Below are 22,212 nucleotides of genomic sequence, written 5' to 3'. Positions count from 1 at the left end.
AGCAAAAGAATAGGAATTTACCTAGAACAACTTCGAAATTTAGTCAATTCTTGGAGTAATGATTGGCGTTCATCCGGGTCTAGATTGATTCGATTTTTCCATTGCAGTTCCATCCGTTCGAAGGCGGGTCGGAATTTGGGAGAACAGTTTTTGCTAAAGTACAAATACGCACTGGTTCGATCCGATTCATTTTCGCTGATCAATTTATAAAATTCAAATACAGAAAGATTGTCATCGCTCGAAAAGTTTAATATAACATAAGTTTTGTGGCATTCACTTAATGTCAATGCTGGGACTTTTGTATTTTTACAATTGATTGCAACATCAGATTCTAAAAATGCGAGCATCTCTTCATATGTAAAATCGCGGAACGGTTTACCTTTCGGAATTGATACTTTCGTTTTTTTAATTCCAGAACTGTCTTTGGTATTCAAAGAAAGAGATGATGGGGATTCATCTTTAGCATCAGTTCCTGAATTATGTTTTGGTTCTTCTACTTTTACAAAATTAGAAACTACTTTTGGTTTTTGGTAAGGGTTGGTTACTGTCAAATCATATGGCCCAGACTTTGCATCAGTAGTATCAACTTTCAGATCAATTCTTTCTGGTGATTTTACTTCTTTACTAAGGATAGGAAGAGACTCTTCTTTTTTTGTCAGATCCACTTTCGTTGCATCTAAAAAATGTTCCCCTTCGATCGTTATGTTTGAAATGGTTTTTTCATCTTTAGATTCTGATTTTGGAAGGATGATAGGTTTTTCGTCTTCAATGACAACTTTGGGTGGTTCAGAGATAATGACTTCTAAATCTTTCCAAACAGACCAAACCGCTGGTTTTTTGAAGAGGTTTAAGGGTGCAGTTCGGACAAGATAAACACCAGATGGGAGTTCTTCAATAGAGTGGAATGGTGTTTCGATTTTTTTATCAATCACAACTTTCCCAGTTTTTTCTTTGATTTGGATTTGGTAACCATTTGCATCGGGTATTGGTTTCCATGCGATGAGTTTAGTTCCGTCTTGTGCTCCAACGGAAAAAGAAACAAACCAAAAGATAATGATAAAATGTTTTGTATTTAGTTTCATCTTTTTTCTTTATACAAGCGTTTTGGAGAAATGAATTCAATATCAGAAGGTTTCAAAGACTTAAATTGATCTAAAGCTAAGATAAAACTTCCTTTTTTAGAAAATAACAAAGTTGTATCTTTATAAACACTTAAATCCCAGGAAAAAGATCCTTCATCAAGGATACTTAAATCTTTTAAACTATGTTTGGAATCTTTGGTTGTAATTTTGTAGATGGCTGTTTTTTTGTCTCCACTATGTTGATACAATACCAAATCATATCGTTCTCCCGTAACACCTGTTACTTTCCATTGGAAATCCAAACTGGATTTTCCTTTCATCTGAACAATTGTTCCATTCGGAGACATCATTTCCAGTTTAGGATCTAATTTTTGATCTGGCTTATTAGATGTAATTTCTTCGACAGGATCTAGTTTTTTCTTCTGGTCCACCACGGTAAAACTGAGAGGGGCAGAAGTTTCTGTCTCTTTTCCTTCTTTTGATTTTCCTGTGACTGTTGCAAAGAAAGTTCCTTTTCCTAAACTGTTCCAGTTGGGTACAAGAAAATTGGAAGCTGTTTCTTCTGTAAAAACAATTGATGTCATTTTGGAATCTTTTGCAATTTTCAACTGATAAGATTTTAATTCTGCATTTCCATCCCAAATCAAAATAGCCTGGTTTTGTTTGATCTCATCCAATGAAATTTCCGATCCGTTAGCAGGTCTCATCCATTTCGGTGTTGGAACCGTATTTTGTTTTTTGATAATAAAAGATTGGACTTGGCTACTTCTATCTTTTGTATCCGAAAAGGAAGACTTGGCAATTACCTTCCAATAATAGGTTCCCTCTTTTAAATCATCATAAGAAATTTGATTGGCAGTGGTTTCCAATTGTTTGATTGGATTTGTGAGTTTAGGCGAGTTGGATACAATCAGCTGGTAAGAGTTGGCAGTTGTGAGTTTTGTCCAACTAAGAGTTACGAGTGGAAAGGTTTGAACAAAAGGAATGATAGATCCCGACTCAGGCGATTCTCCTTGGAAGGACTCCAGTTTTGTAACAAAGAACTTACCTGTTTCGCTAAATTCTATTCCTGAATCGACTTTGTTTTTAACTTTTAATCTCCAATAAAAAGTTCCTTCTTTTAGTCGAAATGAACTTTGGTTACCTTCTACTTTTTCATTGATTAACGTCATTTGAAAGTTAGGTGACCTGGAAATTTCCAAAACAGGGTCTCCGTACCCGGATTCAGTTTTCCATTGGAAAAGAACAGATACTTCGTCTGGCTCAGCATAAAATAACTTTTGAGAAGTTGGAGAAATCAAAACGACAGGAATTTTTTTAATTTCGATTCCTGTTTTTTTGAATTCCGCTTTTTTGCCCTCTTCTACAGAAACAGACTTTCCGTCTTGGTGTTTGACTGTAGTTTTCCCTTTTTCAACAAATAAACTAAGTTCTCGTTCTTTTGTTTTTTCTATTTTTACATTCCCTGAATCCACATTAATTTCACTACCTGAGCTTGTGATCTTAATTTGATTTGGTTTGGAATCATTTTTTTTAACTTCTAATGAACCTTCACTAAACTCAAGGTTTGGTTCTTCTCCAGTCAAATCTAAGTTAAACATTGAGTTTTCATCAATATTGATTTCTGTTCCATCTTTCAGGCGGATGAGTGCATCAGAAAATGCTTCCGAACGGATTGTGTCTTTGTTTGTGAGTGGGCTATTGTTTTCTAATTTTTCCCAAATTACTTCATCTTCAAATTTTCTTTGAACAATATTGTTTTTGAAAAATATGGTTCCTACTACTTCGCGATCTCCAATTCCAATTTTTCGATTCAAATCTAAATAAAACAAAATAGAAAAAAGGATAGCAACACCTAAAAGGGTGAATAAGACGAGTCGGTCTCGTTTGTCTAAATTCATTTTTTCCCCTTCTTCACAACTGTAATTCCAACTAACTTTTGCAGTTCGCTTAAGTTTTTTGGGTAATTGGGATCAGATTTTCTTCCAAGCACGGCATATACTTTTTGAGCTTTGGATTTACCTTTTAACTCAATTTCTCCCATACTAATGACATGATAGTCAGATTTTATTTCTTGGTATGTTGTTTCTGTGATGAGAATATCCGTATGGGTTTCTTTATTGAGAGATTCAACTCGAGAAGCAAGGTTAACCGAATCTCCAATGACAGTGTATTCCATTTTATCGGCGCTTCCGATTTGTCCTGCGATCACATAACCAGTATTAATTCCGCAGCCAATTTGGATGATGGGTTTTTTGACAGTTCCCCTACCTTTATTGAACTCGATGAGTTTATCCCGCATTCTTAAAGCTGCTTCAATGGAGGACTTTGCATGTTGTTTATGATCGCGAAGGGCTCCCCAAGTTGCCATGATGGCATCTCCGATAAACTTATCTACCGTCCCTCCTGTTTCTTGTACACATTTCACCATCTCTGTCATGTACTGATTCAAAAATTCCACAACTTCTTCCGGCTGTAGTTTCTCTGAAATCGCAGTAAAACTTCGAATGTCTGAGAAAAAAATTGTACAATATTTTCTTTGACCCCCAATGGAGAGTCGCCCTTTGGCTGCTAATTCAGCAATGTCTTGGTTCACAAATCGACCAAAGGAATCTTTTAGTTTTTCCCGTTCTTCTAATCCTCGTCCCATACTCACAAACGATTTGGTCAACGTTCCAATTTCGTCATGTGTGGTAGCATGAAGTTCAATATGGTAATTTCCCCTTCTGATTTCTTCCGAAGCGTCCACCAATTTTAAAATGGGTGTTGATAAAGATTTTGCAAAAACATAAACTACAATAAAAGATAGAGCAAGTGAAACAATTAATATGTAAACATTTCGTTTTTGGATATTGTTGACTTCTTCAAATATTTTTGCTTCGCGAACTTGTGATATGACTCCAACACCACCTAATCCAAGTTTTTTGAAAGATCCAAGATAAGAAACTCCGTCTTTGGCTTCATATCGAAATTGTCCATTGTCCACTGTCGATTTTTTCATCCTTTCTACAATGGGAAGGTCATTAAGGTTAATGCCAGATAAAACAACTTTGGCATCTGGATGGGCGAGTACACTTCCATCTTCGCTGACTAAAAAAGTTTCTACGGGACCTGAGGTTTGGAAGGCATCAAGTAGGCTATCAAGTTTGACTAAGGTTACAAGTATTGTGTGCGTGTCTTTGGATTCCGATAGAGGGAAACTCAAACAAAGGATGGGGTGGCGAAAATGTGGACTTGCATTCCAGATCACTGTAGTTCCACCAAAAGATTTTTTTAACTTGGGTTGGATATTTTTTAGTAATCCTTTCACTTCTGATTTTTGGTAATCATACTTTTGTAAAAAAGCATCGTTGAGTGCCTCAAATTTTGGATTTAAACTTGCATCATAAGCACCGATCAATAGAAAATTTTGGTCTTCCTCAAACAATTCTTTGGCGATCGCATTGGCAGAGCCAGGGTTTCTAAGAATGGCAGATGCTGTGATATGAACGTCTTGTTTCATCGAATGTAAATCCGACTTCACTTTTAGAGATAGGATTTCATTGATTTTGATATTGTTTTCTTTTACCCGAACCTCACTGTCCTTTCTAAAAAAATAAGATGCCAAAAAGATGATCCCAGACATGGAGATCAGCAAAACAACCGAGGTAATGAGAAGGAGTTTGTATCGAATTGGAAACTGCAATTCCCCATGGAGGTGGGAATCCTTGGAAAAGAGGGTGCGTAGTTTGAGCAGAATCGTTTTCATATCATTGGTACTTTTACCAACTTCATCGAAAACGGTTTTAGAGAAAAAGTAAAATTGAAAAGAGAAACTATTTTTTTACTAGGGGCATGTCAAATCAATGTTATATGTTTGTCTGAACGGATACTCGGGAATGTTAAATGTAGTCTCTCGTACTACAGTGTCCGGGTAACCGTCCTGTTTAGATAAATCTCCTAAACAGACAGCTTTGTAAGTACCTGGATTAAGATATTTTATTTTTGCACCTTGTTTGGCAGGGGTTGCTGCTAAAGGTAAAACATTAATAAATTCGGTTTCTTGCGAGCGAAAGATCCCATAATAATGTAACAAAGAGTTCCCGCCTCCAGAAATAGTTAGGCTTGATGCCGTCTCTGGATAAATGACTCGGGCCCTTGTCAATATATTTCCACCTGCGTCACCTTCCCCTTTATGGTCAAAGAAGATGTCACTCACACCCACATAAGTGACAACTGTTGATCGGCTGGTGAGATAAGAGTGTAACATCAAATTTTCTTTTAGATTGATTCTTACTTCTAAGATGTAAGGATCAAATCCATCCCGAATTTGCATATCTGCTTGGGTCGGGAGTTGGGTATACAAAGCAGGAAACATTTTAGGAACAATGCTGCTTTTGGCAGCTGATGTGGTTCCCGCCACATAGTTGTTTCGCGGGACAATGTTCAGGCCATTGACAATGGGTCTGTTATCAAAACGACCTGTCACTGGGATTCCTGCATCAAGGGCATAACCAGTCACAAGAGACCGAAAATAAATGGCAGCATAATAATACTGACGTCCAAGCCATGGTTGACCAGTTAACAATGCCGATTCCCAACTTTCTGTTTGTGAGGATGGATCGTTGGAAGGAAACTGCGCACCAATCCCATTAAAAAAATCAGACGCTTTTAGAATTCCGTTACTTTCCGTGCATGTATTGTTATCAAAAGAATAGGTAACAGTACAAAATACTTGTCTGTTAGGCGCAATATAGTCCCAGAATTTATTTGAATCAACAGTATCCCGAATCTGTGTGAGTTCGTTCAGACCTTTCAGATACTTACTTGAAATTCTTACTTCTCCAATATCCAAAAAGATGGGAACATTTCCTGCTTTGGGTTGGTTAACCAAAGTCATGACGGGATCAAGTCCATCCCCCTGCGAGTCTACATACAAATCGCCAGTTCCATTATTGAGTTCAGCCCAATCGAGTGGATTGTCAGTGGCATATGTTCCTTTAAGGAGCAATAACATTCTGTTATTGAATAGAGTAGAGATTACCGGAAGTTTTGATTCCTCACCTAAATCTAGTTTGGTTTTACAATGAATAAAAATAAGAACATTTAGGATTAGGATAAAAAGTTTTAGAGATGACGACTTCACTAAAATAACACTCCTACCGTTAGACCGAAATAGAAAAAGTCCACGTTCTGCAAGGTGTAGTTTGCAGGATTCTGTAAACGCGGGTCGTCGTAAGGACTAGAAAGAGGATATCGGTATTGGTTTGGCACATCTAGTTGTGTTTCGAAAATCTTGTGATAATCCAATCGAACCCCAATTCGGATCCTACGACCAGCAATAAAACTGGCTTCTAACCCAGCGAAGGCGGAAGGATTCCAACGGGCCGTATCAGACGGCCTTGCTACTACATAAGATGACCCACCACCACCTTTGATAAAAAATTGAATGGGCAATTCAATTGGAATTTTATAGGCCAAAGCTGCATAAAGAGGCATGGCAGTAAGAGCTCTTTCTGATCTAGAGAGGAAAACAGCGTAGGATCCACCCACTTCTGTATAAAAAATCCAAGGCCATGGCATCCGGGCATAAAAACCCCCACCAAGAGTTGTCTCTAACACACGAACTGTGGGAGTTCCTGGCATAGGATTGGCTGCACCCACCCAACCACCGATTTCATACCGGCGTTTATTGTATTCTTCTAGGGTTTGTGCAGAAAGAAAACCGGAAAAAAGAGTGAGAGCAAGAAATAGGCTAAGGAAGAGCGATTTGATACAATTCATGAATTTCCGGATAATCTTCGTAATATGCACGGACGAAATAGAGTCCATCCGGCGGGAGTGTCATTCCTGCCGTCGAACGGTTCTTCTCTTCCAAAATAGAGCCGATGGATCTAGATTTCCAACGTCCCTTCCCGATGTCTAGTAAAGTTCCTACTGTAATACGAACCATATTGTGCATAAATCCATTTGCCCGGATTCGGATTTGGATCCAATCTGGTGTCAATCGTTCCAAACGAATGTCAAAGATTTCTCTGACTGCCCGTTTACCCGCCATCGACTTTGCTTTGGTGAGGGACCGAAAGTCTTTTTCTCCCACAAGGTTTGTGAGTTGGTTTTCTACCAAATCCCAATCGACATGGTGTTTGACCCAGAAGGCCCTACCTTCTATAAAACTACTTTCATATTTACTGTAATAAATTTTGTAGATGTATTCTCTTCCAGTACAACTGAACCTAGAATGAAATTCTGCTGGAACCTCAATTACATTTTTGACAGAAACCGCTTTGGGAGTGAGGGCATTGATGGATACGAGCAGTTTATGAAAGTTGGGAATGGGAAATTCTGTTTTAAAATTACATACCATGCCAAGCCCGTGAACCCCAGTATCTGTTCTTCCAGCAACTGACAATCGTGAGGCGGGGTTTTTATTTAAGATAATGGAAAGTGCAGATTCAATGGCAGCCTGGACTGTTGGTAAATTTTTTTGTTTCTGCCAACCATAGAAATGTGTTCCGTCGAATTCGACGAGAAGAGCGTAGTTGGGCAAACCCTTACTTCTCGCCTCCCATTGCTTCTAAAATGGTATTGTACTCATCATACAATTCGCGAGTCATTTCTACGATAGGGCCAGGTTTTCCTTTGGAAGCCTTTCCCGAACCATACAATCTTGCGAGTGTTCGTTTGGCCCGAGACAATAACAAAACTTGGTCTTCTGGTTTTGGTGCCATTTGGTCTTTGAATTTTTTTGTTAAGAATGCATTGAGATAAATGACTCCATCAAATCCCCAGTTGTTATCTGTATCAGGACCTAACATCCCCGCAGCTTGGTCTACAGGTTCGTTTCCGTTTTGCATCAGCTCCAGTGTATAACCGTAGATTACCGCTGCTTTTTGGTAGAGTAAGTCTCTGATTTTATCATATCCAATGTGAGGAAACTCATCGTGAAGGTCTGAGAAAAACCAGGCAGCACGAATGGCACAGACGGCCTTTTTGGGAGTAGGGGCAACGCTTGCACCGCGAAGTTGGTAACAGTCCATCCCAAGTAAATAGGAGGCAGCACCTAACACAATTTGGCGATCCTGAGTAAAATCTAGAGGTCCAAGGATTTTTTCAATATAACTTCTGCGAGCATCTGTAGCCATTCGAATGGCTTCGTTGTCAGCGGGGTTCAAAGAATTCCAATCCTTGGGGAAGGAAGAATACAAACAACGAGGACAGACTGTCATGACATAATCCAGAGGACTCACACGACCAAATTTTTTGTTTTTTTCGTATAAACGACGTAAATCCTGAGCCAACTTCCCGGCGATGAGTCGGCCACCACCCTGAAACATTTGTTCCTTTTGGTGATTTTCATCACAAATCGGGCAGACTGTGGACTCTTTGGCGCGAAAAGATACTTTTTTGGACTGGGCAGCGGCTAGGGACATAGGAAAAATCTAGGAAAAGGCTCAATTTTAAAATACAATCTGTCAATCCAATATCAGAAATCTCCGATAATACTCACAGGGGCCACCCCGAAATTACTTGTAAGATTCTTTCAAGGAAGGAAAGTACGGAAACGGAATGAACGGCAGCGCAATGAAACAATCCCTTCTTATTCTCATGACGAGTCTTTTGATGCAGGCACCTGTGTTTGCAGAATCAGTCTCTAGTAAATCATATCACAAACGCATTGAACTTCTAACTTATCTACGTGAGTTAGAGCCAATTGTAAAAAATTTCCGTGGAGAAGATCCAGAAGGAAAACCGACGGAACTCAATGCTCCGGAAGGGAAAGAAGGTTTCCGTATGAAAAAATACAACGAAGCCAAACGGATTTACCAAGAAGGTTTACAGTACCACTTCGAAGGTAACTTTCCTTCTGCTTACCAACGTTTTCTGGAATGCCAATTGGGTATCGAAAAAATGACGGAAGAACTTTCACAACTCTACATTTTACGTGCAGAAGAAATGATGAAAACGGCCATGGAAAGAAAAAATCCAAACAATCCTATGGATAAGGCCCTTCTTGATATTTCCATTGAATATGGAAAAGGATCTTACTTTCGTCAAGACGTGATGGACATTCCAAGAGAAGCTCCGTATTCACGCCGTATGTATGATCCAAAAGAAGCTCACTACAGTTATAATAAATATGACATTGAGAAAAACTTGGAATTAGGTTACAAACACTTAGGTCTTGCTAAAGAAGCAAGAGCGAATGCCTTGAAAGTGGAAAAGAATCTAGAAAAACACCAAAAACTTCAACCATCTCACAGAAAGTATCGGATTGATTTATATTTTGGTGCGATCAACCTTGCTCGCGATTCCAAAGCAAATGCAATTAACATCTATAAGTTGAAATACCCATATGACAACTATTACCTGAACAATGCCCAAGCAAAATCAGAATCATCCAAAGATGAAAACGGTGCCACTGTGGAAGGCCAACCAGTTAAGGTTGATGGCGTTACATATGATTTTTCAAAAAACCCATATGTCAAATTTGATCATAGAATCCAAGCAATGTTTGACGTTCGTGTTCCAGAAGAATACCGTGTGGACCATGCTGACGTAAGAGGTCGCGTATACGATTTGGACTCAAACAATATGGTGTTCATGAAGTATGACCAAGAACGCAAAAAAGCATTAAATGTCCCAACAAAACCTGCCGCTGGAGCTACTTCCACTCCGCAACAATAAGAAACGTTATCTAACACCGTTTCCAGATACTGACGCCCAAGAATTTTCTTGGGCTTTTTTATTTCCACAGAATGACCTCTTTTGTCTAATTGTTGCTATGGCGAAAATTCCGGTCGTTGACGATCTCATTAAGAAAAATTTACATGGACTGAGTGTCCACTACGGGCGTTTGGTGATGAAGGTTTACTTAAGAATCACCCTTCTTGTTTTTGGTAAAGCAAGTCCCTATTTGATCAGAGGGATCTATCGTTCAGTCACAGGGAATAAAGAAGCACGTATCAAAGAGTTTTTGGAAGGGACCAAAATTTGGGCTGAGGATGTTCTAAAGATTACAAAAACGAAACTCATCGTATTTAACGAAATCGATGTTCCACAAAAAGGACATATGATTTTTTTAAACCATGTTAACGAGATGGATTTTCCTTATGATTGTTATGTGATCCGTAAACCATTTTTGGCAAATCAGGTCATTAAAAAAGCATGGTTTGCTTATTGGTGGATGGTGGCTATGGGTTCCCAAGTTTTTGATAACTCAAAGGCCATGTCTGTTGCCATTTCCGTAAAAAACCTAATTGAAGGTTTAAAAACAACTTCGTACATTGTATACCCGGAAGGGAAAAATACGTATTCGGAAGAAATCCTTCCCCTAAAAAAAGGAATGGTGAAGATTGCCTTTGATCAAAAAATCCCTGTGTTTGTGGCTCTAAAATCTGGAGTTACCACTTACCAAAACTACCAAAAGGGAAATGTGGTAGGTTATTTGGGTTTGGGTTCCCACGATCCTACAGATTTTACTTCTTGGGAAGAATTTCAAACGTATTTATATAATTTGATGCATACCAAGAAACTAGAGTTAGATGCCATGACAGAGGCAGAAAGGACAAAACTTAGTTAGGTATCTCTTTATATTTAGATTTCTCCCTAATATTTGAATCCAAATATTAATACAAATGGATTGACAACCCAATTTTTAAGTCGAAAATTTATTTCTAAAAAATTGGGAGAGCATATGAATAAAATTGTTGGTTCGGTGATTGTTGTTTTGTTTTCCACGGGTCTTTGGGCGGGGGAAGTTGGTTCCGATTGCACTTTTAAAGGAAAAAAATTGGCAGGAAAGGTTCAGTTTGTGACCAGTTTCCCAGACTTTAAAGTGCAAATCGTTGATAGTTTTCCTGATTTAAAGGTGCAAAGGGTGAGTAGTTTTCCTTCTGACTGCGGTAAGTGGCAAGAGGTTACTTCTTTCCCTGATTTTAAAGTGCAGATTGTCACTAGTTTTCCCGATTTCAAAGTGAAGTATGTGGATTCATTTCCTGGTGTACCTTAGAGACCCCTCTAAAGGGTAAACTGAGTTACGGTTCATGAGCTCTAAAGATAAATTAAAGAAAGCCCGTGCCTTAATCGTTTGGCGAAAGCAGTTTTTACGATTAGGGTTACAGGCCGGATCTTCCCCATACGGTGGAATCATTTGAAAAATAAACTGAGTGTCTCCATCCACACTTTGGTATAAAATTTTTTCTTCATCAATCCAGCCGCAAGCACTACCATAGGCAAAATACGTACTACCGGATTTTACGTTTGCGGCACGCATATCTTTTCCAAAACCAGCAAAGTATGTTTCTTTTCCGACCACTCCCAAAATCGTAGGAAGGACATCCAATTGAGAAGCGATTCTTTCATCTAACTTTGGTTTTATGTATTTGGGGGAAAATAATAAAAAAGGAACCATTCTGTCTTCATAATAAGATAAATACCTATGGTGAGTGTGATCTCCTACAAATACAAAAACTGTGTCTTCATAGTATTTTCGTTTTTGTACTTCTTTCATAAATGTTTCCAAGGCAGAATCAGAATAATGATACGTATTCAGATAATCAAAATCTGTTACTGAAGAATTATAAATTTCATATTTTGAGTCTGGCACCTTATATGGATAATGTGTAGTCATTGTAAGAATGGTCATTAAAAAGGGTTTGTTTTCTTTTTGATAAAGATCCATTTCTTCTAGTGCTTTTGAGTAAAGATGTTCATCGTCATAACCCCATGCACCAATTTTATACTTTCCTGATTTTCGAAAGTCTTCTTTTCCAATTAGAGTCTGGAATCCAAAGTGCGGTAAGATGGTAGCTAAACTATCGAATTTTAAATCATCACCGGTAATGAAACTGGTTTGGTATCCAAACCCTGCGAATAAATTTCCAATGGCAGAGAAATGACTGAGAATTTGTGGAGTGCGGATGGCCGTAAGACCAGGTCTGTCGGGAACACTGGTAAGGATGGAAAGTAAAGCATTGCTTGTCCTTCCCCCGTTTGCATAAAATTTTCGGAAACTATGCCCTTTTTTCGCCAAACTATTGTAAAACGGTGTAACTTCTTTTCCTAGCCAAATTCCATCCGAGATTGGCCAAACATATTTTCCTGTCCAAGATTCTTGGATGACTAACACAACATTGATCGGTTTTTTTCCCGGAATACCTTGGATCTTTCGAACCAGTGGAAACTCTGGATCATTCATAAATGCAGAACCTTCATAAGAAATTTCTTCCTTAACCACTGCCAACATATCTTCATCAGACATTTTAAGATGTTTGGGGATGGATTGGCTTTTGAAATCGTTGATGGTTGTATAAATTCCATTTAACGCAAGTTGATTGATGAAAGAATCGTCAGAGATAATGGCTTCACTCGCACGTAACGGAGATTCTTGAGGACCTCCTCGAAGCCCAATAAAGAAAAAAAGAATCCAGAGAATGGCCTTGAGTGATTTGGATCGAAACGATTCTTTTTCGTTTCGTTTTTCTGAGATTTTGAGTTTGGAAAACCAATATCGAATTCCAAAAATATACAGCCCAATACAAATTAAAAACAAAAAGATTTTGAAAGGTGCCTCTTCAATGGCAGAAGAGATCAAAACATCCAAATCACCTAAAAATACAATAGCTTCATATCCAATGTGTTTGTTTGCATTTTCAAAATACAATAAATCTGCAAATAAATGAATCAAACAAAATGGATATAGCACAAGAGGAGTAATGATCCAAAACTGCCGATAAGGTTTGAATCTAGAGGCATTGTCCCAAAGAGATAGAAGGTAAAATCCAACTAACAAAATCGAAATGGTAACCCAATCAAATCGAAAGCCAATCAAAAAAGCTTTGAATAAAACTAAAAATGGAAACTCCTCTAATCGATATGAATACACTACGAAAAATAGAACGCGATGTAGAAAAAGAGTTAAAAATGCAAAAGAAAGATATGTTAGGAAAATTCGATCCGAAAATCTGAGAGAAGGGAAGAGTTTCACAATAAAAAAAGAATATGCCGACGAAGGAGATGGTCAATCGACTTCCTATCTTTCTGTTGATTTATTTTCACGGCACATTAATTTTGATCCTACTCACATGAAGCCAATCCAAAAAATACTCATCGCCAACCGTGGTGAAATTGCGGTTCGGGTTATTCGCACTGCAAAAAAAATGGGGATAAGGACGGTTGCTGTTTTTTCCGATCCAGATGCACAAAGTCTATTTGTTCAGTCTGCGGACGAAGCGTTCTCTTTAGGGGGAACAGATGCACGTTCATCCTATTTAGATGTTGAAAAAGTCGTGAAGGCTTGTCTAGCGACAGGTGCGGATGCAGTCCATCCAGGTTATGGATTTTTGTCAGAAAATACTGACTTTGCTTCTCAATTAGAAAAACATGGAATTCGATTCATCGGACCAAAACCCCACTCCATTGAGGCGATGGGAGATAAAATCGGCTCACGTTTGTTAGTTGCAAAAAGTGGAGTTCCTGTGGTTCCAGGATACGAAGGCGCTTCTCAAGAAATTTCTGTATTCAAAAAAGAAGCAGAAAAAATTGGATACCCCATTATGGCAAAGGCAAGTGCTGGTGGTGGCGGAAAAGGAATGCGTAGGATCAACTCCCCTGAGGAATTGGAAGCGGGCATCTTATCCGCGAAACGGGAAGCTCTTTCTGCTTTTGGTGATGATCGCATTTTATTAGAGAAATACATTACAAATCCAAGACACGTAGAATTTCAAATTTTTGGGGATACAAAAGGAAACATCATCCACTTACACGAAAGGGATTGTTCCTTACAAAGACGACATCAAAAAGTTGTAGAAGAAACTCCTGCTCCAAGATACCCATCAGATTTAAAAATTAAAATGTCTGAAGCAGCGGTAATGGCCGCAAAATCAGTGCAATACGAAGGGGCAGGAACCGTAGAATTTATATTAGGTGAATCAGGAGAGTTTTATTTTCTTGAGATGAACACTCGGTTACAAGTGGAACATCCAGTCACAGAAATGACAACGGGTCTTGATTTAGTGGAATGGCAAATTCGAGTTTGTCAGGGAGAGGCATTGCCACAATTACAAACTCCATCTCAAAAAGGACACGCGATGGAAGTCCGAATTTATGCCGAAGATCCGAAAGAAGGTTTTTTACCTTCAATTGGTCGTATCCATCATTTATCTTTTCCGACAAGAGACTACCTACGAATTGATTCTGGTGTGGTTTCCGGATCAGAGATCACAATGTTTTATGACCCAATGATTGCAAAAATGATTGTTTGGGGAGAAGATCGAATCACTGCCATTCAACGATTGATTGAATGTTTGTCGGAGACAATAGTTTTTGGACCAAAGACAAATCTTCAATTTTTGCAAAAATTGGTATCAGCCAAAGAATTTGCAGAAGGAAAGGTTTCAACTCACTTCATTGCTGACAATGAAGTTGAACTTTTATCTGATAATACCAAAGAAGAATTAAAATTAGCTTTGAGTGGAACCTTTTTTACTTCTAAGGAACCAGCCAACCCTTGGTCTAAGGAAACCATCTAACATGGATTATTTATTTGAAACAAAGTCGGGCCCTGCTTCTGTTTTTGTCAGTGGTGGCTCTGTTCGAGTACGGTTTGGAACAAAATCCTTTTTGTTCAAACTAGAAAATTTAATCAAAGAAGAAATTTCATCCACTAATACAAATTCATTACAATCTGTAACCATGTTAGATGGATCTATATTAAATTACCTGAAAGTACGAAATGAAATTTTCCTCCATTGGAAAGGAGAAACATGGAGTGGAAAACTCACCGAACGTTTGTATGAAGGTGGAGGACAAACATCCCCTGAAATCAAAAGTCCGATGCCGGGAAAAGTAGTGCAAATCTCTACTAGTGTGGGACAGGAACACAAACCTGGGGAGACTCTTCTCATTTTGGAAGCAATGAAAATGGAGAACGCTGTTAAGGCACCGTACGCTTGCCGAGTGGAAGAAATTCGAAAAGCACAAGGTGAACTTGTCCAACAAGACGAGGTGCTCATCATATTACACAGAATCGAACCGGAAAAAACATAAATTTTCGAATCTATTTGACATATTTTTCAAACTTCCCACCATAAGGCAGTTTCTTTGGCTAACAGGTTGAGAATGTACAATTATATAGTTAGAAGTTTTACACTTCTTTTGTTTTTTTCCTTTTTTCACGGGGTTCTCGCTCAGGAACGGGCACCTCGTACGGACCTTCCGTTTGAAATCTCTGAAAAGAAGAGGTTGAGTGAGCGGGACTTTAAGATTAAAAAAGAGGGAGGGTATTTCACCGGCCTTCCTCTCATCAACTCCGATCCGAACGTGGGGATTGGATACGGAGCACGGGTGCTCTATTTTTACAACGGGACGAAGTCGTCTCCTTTGTTTGAATACACTCCGTATCGTTTCCGAATATTTGCTCAATATTTTAATACAACCAAACAAGCTCCTTACCACATGCTCAGTTTGGATGCACCATTTATCTTTGATACAAAATGGAGACTTCGTGCCGACTTAATCTATGATAGAAATCCGAATTCCCTTTATTTTGGAATTGGAGAAAATACCCTTCAACCTCTTTCTTACTTAGAGAGAAATGACCCAAGTGGTCAAATCAGAAGGAACGCACTATTTTCAGATTACGAAAACAATCTGAACTATCGTCGACCTGGAGATGCCGGCGTTGGTGAAGCTCCTGTTGTCAGTGATCACAGATACAATCGTTATGATATTGAAAATCCCAACTTTAGTACTTCCGGTGAATATTCCTTCTTTGGTGGAACACTTCGTACGGTAACAGGGGTTCGTCTTTCCAAACAAATCATTCGAACTTATGATGGGAAATATAACGATGCTCAATTAGGCCCTGCTGATGGAATTTTAGGACTTCTTGATATCGATCGTACTGTTGGAACTCCGCAAGGAGAAACCAAAGTTACTCGGGATGACAAGGATGGAAAGATTCGAGGTATGAATGGAGGTTATACGAATACCATCCGTGCAGGTATTGTGTATGACACTCGTGACTTTGAACCAGATCCAAACCGTGGATTGTTTTTAGAATACACTCATGAACGCTCCACAAAAGCGATTGGTTCTACTTCAGAATTTAACAAAAACTTAGTTTCGGGCCGTGTTTTTATCAGTCCTGTGCAATGGTTTACAAACAAACCTCCTGAGATTTTGGAAAAGTTTGTGATCGCTGCTCGTGGAACCATGATCCAAACCAATGGGGATGCACCATTTTATGAATACCGCAATATGTGGGGTACAGAAACCAATCAGTCTGGGTTAGGTGGTAGGACAACCATTCGCGGTTACAAACAAGATCGATTTGTTGGCCAAACAATGGCATTTGCTAACTTTGAAATTCGTTGGAAGTTTGCTGAGGCCGAATTTGGAGGACAACACTTTGACTTCCAATTGGTTCCGTTCTACGATGTGGGACGAGTATGGGATCGTACGGAAGATGCGAACCTAAAAAACTACAAACACTCAAGAGGTATTGGTCTAAGAATTCCTTGGAACCAAGCAACTGTTATCTACGTTGATTATGCAATTTCCAATGAAGATAGACAAGCTTTCATTAACTTTAACCATATATTTTAGGAGGGCATAGATTATGAAAAAAATTCAATATTGTTTCGCTCTTTTGGTCTTATCTTTTTTCATGAACTGTGAAATGAAGCCAGTAGAAGATGTCTACGGTTTAAGCCCGGAAGAAACCAACCAACTTTTCGCAGGTCTCATCGCAAACCAAAGTCTTCGTGACAATGGAAACGGAACCATCACTGATACAGTTGCCAATTTGGTTTGGCAAAAATGTACGCACGGCCAAGTATATCGTGCAGGATTTAATGATTGTTTGGGGGCACCACAAGGTTCTATTTTCAATCCATACGATACTGCCAGAGCTGGTGCCGCACCTGTTGCATTTTGTGACTCCAAAACTCATGCTTGTAACTCAGTGGCATTCCCGCAAGTGGTCCAAGGATTTTCTTCCATCGGGATTGCTGGAACAAGTGAGTTGTATGCAGCTTGCCAAAACAGCAATTATTTAGGTGCTACTTGGCGTGTTCCTACCGCCATTGAATACCAACGATTGGTGATTCCTGGTCGGGCCGCAACGCTCCAATTCTTTCCTTCCACTCAAGAAGAAGACTATTGGACTGCTTGGTCCAATCATGAGGACCTTCCTGGGGAAACTGCCTATGCCATTTCCTTCGACAGACAGTCGTACGGAGTCCAAAGGAATGTCGTCAAAACGCAAAGAAATTATGTCCGTTGCATTCGCACCGGTCCTTAAGACCTAATTTCTGCATTTTACCACTCTCCTGTTCCCATCAGGAGAGTTTTCGCTTTCCAAAAATCTAATTTCTTACTAATATTTTCTTAAGACAAACCGAAGTACCCATTAGGTGGTTAGGTTTCCATGAGAATAGATGAGTCCCCATTCAGTCGTATGAATGTCGATCTTCTGAAAGATCGTAGGGTGAACTATGTCGGACATGGACAACTAGAAAGTGCTCCTGAATCTCTCTCCGCTTTGCATGTTATTTCTCATGAATTAGGTCATGCGGCTGAATTCAAAAATCAAGCCTTTCGAGAAGGACGTGAGGTTCAATCTGTCCAAGTAAAAATTAATTATGAACTAAGAGATGGCCGAATGGTGGCCGTGAGTGGTGAAACTCATGCCGTGACACGTCCGCATTCACAATCGGAAGAAGACCCAGCTCTTGTTCCCTATTCTGATGGGAAGTCTATCAAAGATCTTTTTCAATTAAAAGAAGATGAAGATAAAAAATCCAAATCGATGGAAAAAACCAAACCTGACCCAAAAGAGCTGGTACGGAAGTCTCATGAAAAAGATTTAGAATCTAAAATCAAAGAATTAGAGACGAGGCTTGAAACGGAAAAAACGAAAAAATCTACAGATGTTCATTCAGAAGAACGTTTAAAAGAAATTGAATCTGAAAAAAAACGATTAGAAGAAGAGATAAGGCTAATTCGCGTGAAAGAACAATTAAAGGAAACCTTTGCTCTGTTAACCGACTTCCGTAAAATGATGACATCCAATTTATTCGGAATGATGAACCTTCAAACAGAATCAAATGTTGGAAATTATTTAGATACCTTTGTCTGATCTATCATATTCTCTAAAATAAATTCTCGTAGTTCTCCAATTCCCCTTCCTGTAGTTGCTGATAAATAAAAAACTCGAAACGGAATTCCTATTTCATTCATAGCAGATTCCATTTCCGTTCTGACACGGTGTTGTTCACTTTGGTTTAGTTTGTCTATTTTAGTGCGGATCACCACTGGTTTGATTTTTTTCTCCATGGCAACTTCGATGGTTGATAATTCTTCTTCTGGGAATTCTCTTTGTGAATCACAAAGGATAAATAAGAATTTTAGATGTTTCCAAGAATTTAAAAATCCTTCCAAGAGTTTCATCATTTCTTTATGTTCTTTATGTGATGCTTTTGAGTAACCAAAGCCGGGTAAGTCGATAAGATTAAAACCCTCTTTTGTTTTAAAAATATTGATTAGCTTAGTTTTTCCTGGAGTTCTTGAAACTTTGGCAAGTCCTCTATGATTGGAAAGTGCGTTTAGTAAACTTGATTTCCCCGAATTGGACCTTCCCATAAAGGCTATGGATGGTACGGAGTCCAATTCCTCTTTTTCATTAATATTGGCGATTGAAGTGAAAAATTTAGTTTCGGGAAAGGGAATTTCTTTAGAATACTTATGCATCTAGTTCACCTTTCTAGATAGATTCGTTTGGGATAATTCTTTTCGCTTTTGGAAAACAGAGAAAATAAAATTTGGATAGGTTCTCCGTCAAAATAGAGAATGGGAATGTAAGTTCTTAAAAAGAAGGGAATTCCGTTTTCTCGCATACATTCTGAAATTTCCTTATTTCCTGAACGAATTTGGATTTTTTGGCCATGATGCCAAGACCCTAGACTGTATTTTTCTTGAGGGTCAGATAGTTTAAACCTATTTTGATTCCATTCGATATATAAATTTTCACCTTCTCGAAATGAGACAGCTTTTTTGAAGGCGGGGGACTTTTTATCGATAAGAAATAAATCACCAAACTTTGATTTGTATAAAAAACAATTTTTGTTCTCTAAAAATGCCCTTTCTCCTTCTGATTGGAGATGAAAATTTTCAAATCCTGACTTGTATAGGGGATAGTGACCTAGTAGTTTTAAATGAAAATCAATAAGATCTTTTTTTGCGGTTACTCCAAGACTAACCCAAGTTTCATGAGGGATTCGAAAAATATGAGGGGATGGCTTTGAAACGGATTCCTGTTTTAAATCAAAATTTAGATCTAACTGGGACCTGTCATGAAAATTCCAATAAGTTTTATGAAAGTTCCAATTTTCTTTTTCTAAAATGGGAAGTAAGTCCATACGAATGCGATTTCGTTTATAAACTGGATTTAGATTTGATTCATCTTCAAAAATTCGCATATGTTTAGAAACAAATTGATAGAGTTGTTCTAGTTCTTTATCTTCAAAGAAAACCAAAGGTAAAAAACGTTCCCCGTCAAACGGAGGGAGAGTGTAAAAAGCTTTTTTTCCACCTCCTCTCGTTAGGTGTAAAAAAATAGATTCTGTGTAATCTTTACAATGGTGTCCAGTGAGAATGATGGATGGATTTTTATCGGTAATTTTTTTTAGTTCGTGATAACGAACCAATCTACCTGTTTCCTCTAATCCTTTTTTTAGCTTAAGAGAAAGATTTGGGATTTTTTTTTTACAAAAAAATAAGGAAAATTTGTTTTTTCTAAAAAATGAAATAACTCTTTTTCTTCTGATTCAATGGAACGGATGCCGTGAGACAAATAAAACAATATTGGAGACGGGATTTGGTATTTCTCTTTGAGATACTGACAAAAGAGAACCAAAATGGAAGAGTCCTTCCCTCCGGAATAAGAAACGAGAAATTGAGTTTTGTTTTTTGCCCATAGAATTTGGAGTCGGTTCCCCATTCTGCCTAGGGCTAACTCAAAAAGATTTGAAATCGAAGTGGAAATTTCCGGGATCATATCTTCCTTACAGCCACCATAGTGATATCATCGTGTTGTTCCTGTTCCTTGACAAATTCTTTTAGTTCCGCATAGATCCGCTCTAGGATGTTTTTTGGCTCCAATTGGATACAAGAGAGAAAACTCGACTTGAGTTGTTGTTCCCCAAACTGGACTTCGTTTGCATTCAGCGCTTCCGTGACTCCATCGGTATATAATAAAATAGTGTCTCCAGATTCAAATTTTAGTTTGGATTCATTGCGAAATTCGGAAATATCCGGTTTGATTCCCAATATGACACCTTCTGTTTCAATCACAGAAAGGGAGTTTAACCCCGCATGGTAGTGATAGAAGTTTCCATGCCCGGCACCGGAAAAAAGGACTTCTCCAGTAATGAGATTCCAACGAAGCAAAATCAGGCTCATAAAACGTGGGGTGATTGCTTCTTTATAATTGGAATAAAGATAGTTATTGATATCGTTTAAAATTTCCCAGGGAGAATCTTTTACACGAACCAGAGAATGAAGAATTGTTCTAACGGTTGCCATAACAAGACCGGCAGCCACACCTTTCCCACTCACATCTCCAATACAAATAAACAATTCATTTCTGTTAGGTGATAGAATGAAGTCATAATAATCCCCACCGATTCCACGGGCAGGAACCATAAAACCACCAAAGGAAAACCCTTCCGCTTCGGGGGCTTTTCTTGGTAAAAGAGTGCTTTGAATTTCCTTGGCGATTTCAATTTCTTTTTCCAGTCTTTCTTTGTTAGAAAGGTTTTGGTATAGGTTGGAGTTTTCCATAGTGATTCTTGCTAATGAGATAAAAGCATTTAAAGCCTCTATTTCATCGTGTGGGAATCGACTATCTTGTTTTGTGAGAACAAATACACAGCGAGTACCATTTTCCAATACGATTGGAAATATCATGGATTCTTTACCTTTTATTCCTATGGTTTGAAAAATAGGTTGTTCTGTTGGATTCATGACGATTGTCTCTTTCATTTGTAAGATAGATTCGATGGAATCCGTTTCTATCATTTGTGTTTCTGTATGGATTTGGTAATTTTCTAAATCTCGGTAGAGTTTGAATATTTTTGTTTTGGAAGCTCCTTTCTGACTTTCCATTAAATAAGTAAATGATGACTCCACTATTCCCGATAAAGTGAGAAGAATCATTCGAATCATTTCATCATGATTGTTTAAATACAGTTGGCTTAACGTGAGTGCCGCTGTGTGCAGACTTTGAAAGTTCTTGGATTGATTTTCTGATTTAGAAAATAACAGAGAATTCCTGAGGGATACCGCAAATTGACCAACTACTAGTTGTAATATTTCTTGGTCTTCTAAAAAATCTGAGTAATCTTCTTCTTCGTAATCAATAGTCAATAATCCCACTGCTGTATTCGCATAAAGAATAGGAATCACCAACTGTGATTTGGTTCCGGTGAGTTTTGAATAAAATTCGTAAAACGGATGTTTTTGGTCTGTAAATTTATAAAAACACGGCTCGCCTTTTGCCATGGATTCAATTAAAACTCCATAACTTAAATCATAATCAAGGGCGATTCTGTTGATGGCTCTTTGTAAGGTTCGTTTCTGGCTAGAGTAATAAACTAATCTTATTTCACCTAACTCAAGATTGGTGATGAAAACTGCTACTTTGTCACGTTTTAGCCGGACCGAGATAAGTTCGGTAAACCTTTGCATTAAGTCTTCTAAACCCATGGAGGAGTTGAATAAAGAAAGGTTGTCCAGGAGGAATTCTGTTTTCTCCTGAGAAGAGAGGATGTTTTTCCCAATCCTTGGGATTTTTCGTTTTTCTAAAATCCATTCTCGATCACAAGTTTGGCAAAAAAAGCGCCCATTCTTTGTGATCCCATTGGGAACTTGGGATTCAGCACAGAGCAAACAAATCCGGTCGTCAGTGGGCTCACGGTTCATCCTAAACCAAGTTACTCGATTTCTTTTTTCATAAGCTACAAGAATTTCCTCAAGATCGAAGAAACCTGGTACGATTCATGCTTAATCTATAAGCAAATGTTGTTTTTTCTGCAGAAATCGGAAGGATGTCGGTAGATATGATTAAAAAATGGTTTATTTGTTTAAT

20 protein-coding genes are annotated in these 22,212 nt (G+C 38.4%); 8 read left to right on the top strand and 12 right to left on the bottom strand.

Translation table 11 applies throughout. From position 1 onward, the window contains the following. Positions 1-17: 17 nt before the first annotated feature. The 7 genes from CLV96_RS08325 to CLV96_RS08295 form a co-directional block, all read right to left on the bottom strand. Positions 18-1,082 carry a hypothetical protein gene (locus CLV96_RS08325; RefSeq protein WP_004786501.1) on the bottom strand — a complete coding sequence of 355 codons (1,065 nt, stop codon included), beginning with the start codon at positions 1,080-1,082 and terminating at the stop codon, positions 18-20. Beyond that, a complete protein-coding gene (locus CLV96_RS08320; protein ID WP_004785916.1) occupies positions 1,079-2,983 on the bottom strand; it encodes a FecR domain-containing protein in 1,905 nt (634 codons plus the stop codon). The genes CLV96_RS08325 and CLV96_RS08320 overlap by 4 nt, the downstream gene beginning before the upstream one ends. Further along, entirely contained in the window at positions 2,980-4,830 is a 1,851-nt protein-coding gene (locus tag CLV96_RS08315) for an adenylate/guanylate cyclase domain-containing protein (protein WP_004784274.1), read from the bottom strand. The genes CLV96_RS08320 and CLV96_RS08315 overlap by 4 nt, the downstream gene beginning before the upstream one ends. Positions 4,831-4,908: 78 nt before the next feature. Beyond that, on the bottom strand, positions 4,909-6,207 hold the full coding sequence (locus CLV96_RS08310) for an LIC11270 family surface protein (RefSeq protein ID WP_004784789.1): 1,299 nt from the start codon (positions 6,205-6,207) through the stop codon (positions 4,909-4,911). After that, on the bottom strand, positions 6,207-6,845 hold the full coding sequence (locus CLV96_RS08305; protein ID WP_004787518.1) for a hypothetical protein: 639 nt from the start codon (positions 6,843-6,845) through the stop codon (positions 6,207-6,209). The genes CLV96_RS08310 and CLV96_RS08305 overlap by 1 nt, the downstream gene beginning before the upstream one ends. Next, entirely contained in the window at positions 6,817-7,611 is a 795-nt protein-coding gene (gene truA, locus CLV96_RS08300) for a tRNA pseudouridine(38-40) synthase TruA (RefSeq protein WP_004787454.1), read from the bottom strand. Before truA ends, CLV96_RS08305 begins: the two co-directional genes overlap by 29 nt. Positions 7,612-7,615: 4 nt before the next feature. Next, positions 7,616-8,494: a DUF2225 domain-containing protein gene (locus CLV96_RS08295; RefSeq protein WP_004786454.1), complete on the bottom strand. Its 879-nt coding sequence runs from the start codon at positions 8,492-8,494 to the stop codon at positions 7,616-7,618. 136 nt (positions 8,495-8,630) lie between these two features. Here CLV96_RS08295 and CLV96_RS08290 point away from each other — a divergent pair, with 136 nt between their 5' ends. The 3 genes from CLV96_RS08290 to CLV96_RS08280 all read left to right on the top strand — a co-directional run bounded on the left by CLV96_RS08290 (position 8,631) and on the right by CLV96_RS08280 (position 11,073). Further along, positions 8,631-9,749: an LIC11274 family protein gene (locus tag CLV96_RS08290; RefSeq protein ID WP_081581553.1), complete on the top strand. Its 1,119-nt coding sequence runs from the start codon at positions 8,631-8,633 to the stop codon at positions 9,747-9,749. A gap of 175 nt (positions 9,750-9,924) precedes the next feature. Next, the gene (locus CLV96_RS08285) at positions 9,925-10,644 is read left to right on the top strand and encodes a lysophospholipid acyltransferase family protein (RefSeq protein ID WP_231292544.1); all 720 of its coding nucleotides are present in this window, start codon (positions 9,925-9,927) and stop codon (positions 10,642-10,644) included. Between the two features lie 114 nt (positions 10,645-10,758). After that, positions 10,759-11,073, top strand: a complete 315-nt coding sequence (locus CLV96_RS08280) for a 7(1) septoil knot domain-containing protein (protein WP_004787098.1) — start codon at positions 10,759-10,761, stop codon at positions 11,071-11,073. Here CLV96_RS08280 and CLV96_RS08275 read toward each other — a convergent pair. After that, positions 11,053-12,948: an LTA synthase family protein gene (locus CLV96_RS08275; RefSeq protein WP_004786568.1), complete on the bottom strand. Its 1,896-nt coding sequence runs from the start codon at positions 12,946-12,948 to the stop codon at positions 11,053-11,055. The two genes, CLV96_RS08280 and CLV96_RS08275, sit on opposite strands and share 21 nt — an antisense overlap. Positions 12,949-13,147: 199 nt before the next feature. Here CLV96_RS08275 and CLV96_RS08270 point away from each other — a divergent pair, with 199 nt between their 5' ends. From CLV96_RS08270 to CLV96_RS08250, 5 genes are all read left to right on the top strand, one after another. Beyond that, positions 13,148-14,593 carry an acetyl-CoA carboxylase biotin carboxylase subunit gene (locus CLV96_RS08270; protein ID WP_004785369.1) on the top strand — a complete coding sequence of 482 codons (1,446 nt, stop codon included), beginning with the start codon at positions 13,148-13,150 and terminating at the stop codon, positions 14,591-14,593. A 1-nt stretch (position 14,594) separates the two neighbouring features. Continuing rightward, positions 14,595-15,110 (top strand): acyl-CoA carboxylase biotin carboxyl carrier protein subunit, encoded by a 516-nt coding sequence (locus tag CLV96_RS08265; RefSeq protein ID WP_004785431.1) that lies wholly within the window; start codon positions 14,595-14,597, stop codon positions 15,108-15,110. A 72-nt stretch (positions 15,111-15,182) separates the two neighbouring features. Beyond that, on the top strand, positions 15,183-16,670 hold the full coding sequence (omp85, locus tag CLV96_RS08260; RefSeq protein ID WP_004784136.1) for an Omp85 family outer membrane protein: 1,488 nt from the start codon (positions 15,183-15,185) through the stop codon (positions 16,668-16,670). 13 nt (positions 16,671-16,683) lie between these two features. Then, positions 16,684-17,367 carry a surface adhesin Lsa25 gene (gene lsa25 / locus CLV96_RS08255; protein WP_004787428.1) on the top strand — a complete coding sequence of 228 codons (684 nt, stop codon included), beginning with the start codon at positions 16,684-16,686 and terminating at the stop codon, positions 17,365-17,367. A gap of 126 nt (positions 17,368-17,493) precedes the next feature. Next, complete coding sequence (locus CLV96_RS08250) at positions 17,494-18,204, top strand: hypothetical protein (RefSeq protein ID WP_004785770.1); 711 nt, start codon at positions 17,494-17,496, stop codon at positions 18,202-18,204. On the opposite strand, the gene yihA is transcribed toward CLV96_RS08250, so the two are convergent. The 4 genes from yihA to CLV96_RS08230 are packed head-to-tail and all read right to left on the bottom strand — an operon-like array spanning position 18,183 to position 22,046. Continuing rightward, positions 18,183-18,815, bottom strand: coding sequence for a ribosome biogenesis GTP-binding protein YihA/YsxC (gene yihA / locus CLV96_RS08245; RefSeq protein ID WP_004786466.1), 633 nt, complete (start codon positions 18,813-18,815; stop codon positions 18,183-18,185). The genes CLV96_RS08250 and yihA overlap by 22 nt on opposite strands. 5 nt (positions 18,816-18,820) lie before the next feature. Further along, positions 18,821-19,771 carry a tRNA lysidine(34) synthetase gene (locus CLV96_RS08240; protein WP_004784713.1) on the bottom strand — a complete coding sequence of 317 codons (951 nt, stop codon included), beginning with the start codon at positions 19,769-19,771 and terminating at the stop codon, positions 18,821-18,823. Positions 19,772-19,797: 26 nt separating this feature from the next. Next, positions 19,798-20,121: a tRNA lysidine(34) synthetase gene (locus CLV96_RS20090; RefSeq protein WP_004786993.1), complete on the bottom strand. Its 324-nt coding sequence runs from the start codon at positions 20,119-20,121 to the stop codon at positions 19,798-19,800. Beyond that, entirely contained in the window at positions 20,118-22,046 is a 1,929-nt protein-coding gene (locus tag CLV96_RS08230) for a GAF domain-containing SpoIIE family protein phosphatase (RefSeq protein WP_004784421.1), read from the bottom strand. Before CLV96_RS08230 ends, CLV96_RS20090 begins: the two co-directional genes overlap by 4 nt. Positions 22,047-22,212 lie beyond the last annotated feature (166 nt).

The organism is Leptospira meyeri (assembly GCF_004368965.1).
GTDB classification, from domain to species: domain Bacteria; phylum Spirochaetota; class Leptospiria; order Leptospirales; family Leptospiraceae; genus Leptospira_A; species Leptospira_A meyeri.
Note: the sequence above shows the minus strand (reverse complement) of the source record. Positions and strands in the feature narration are given on the sequence as shown.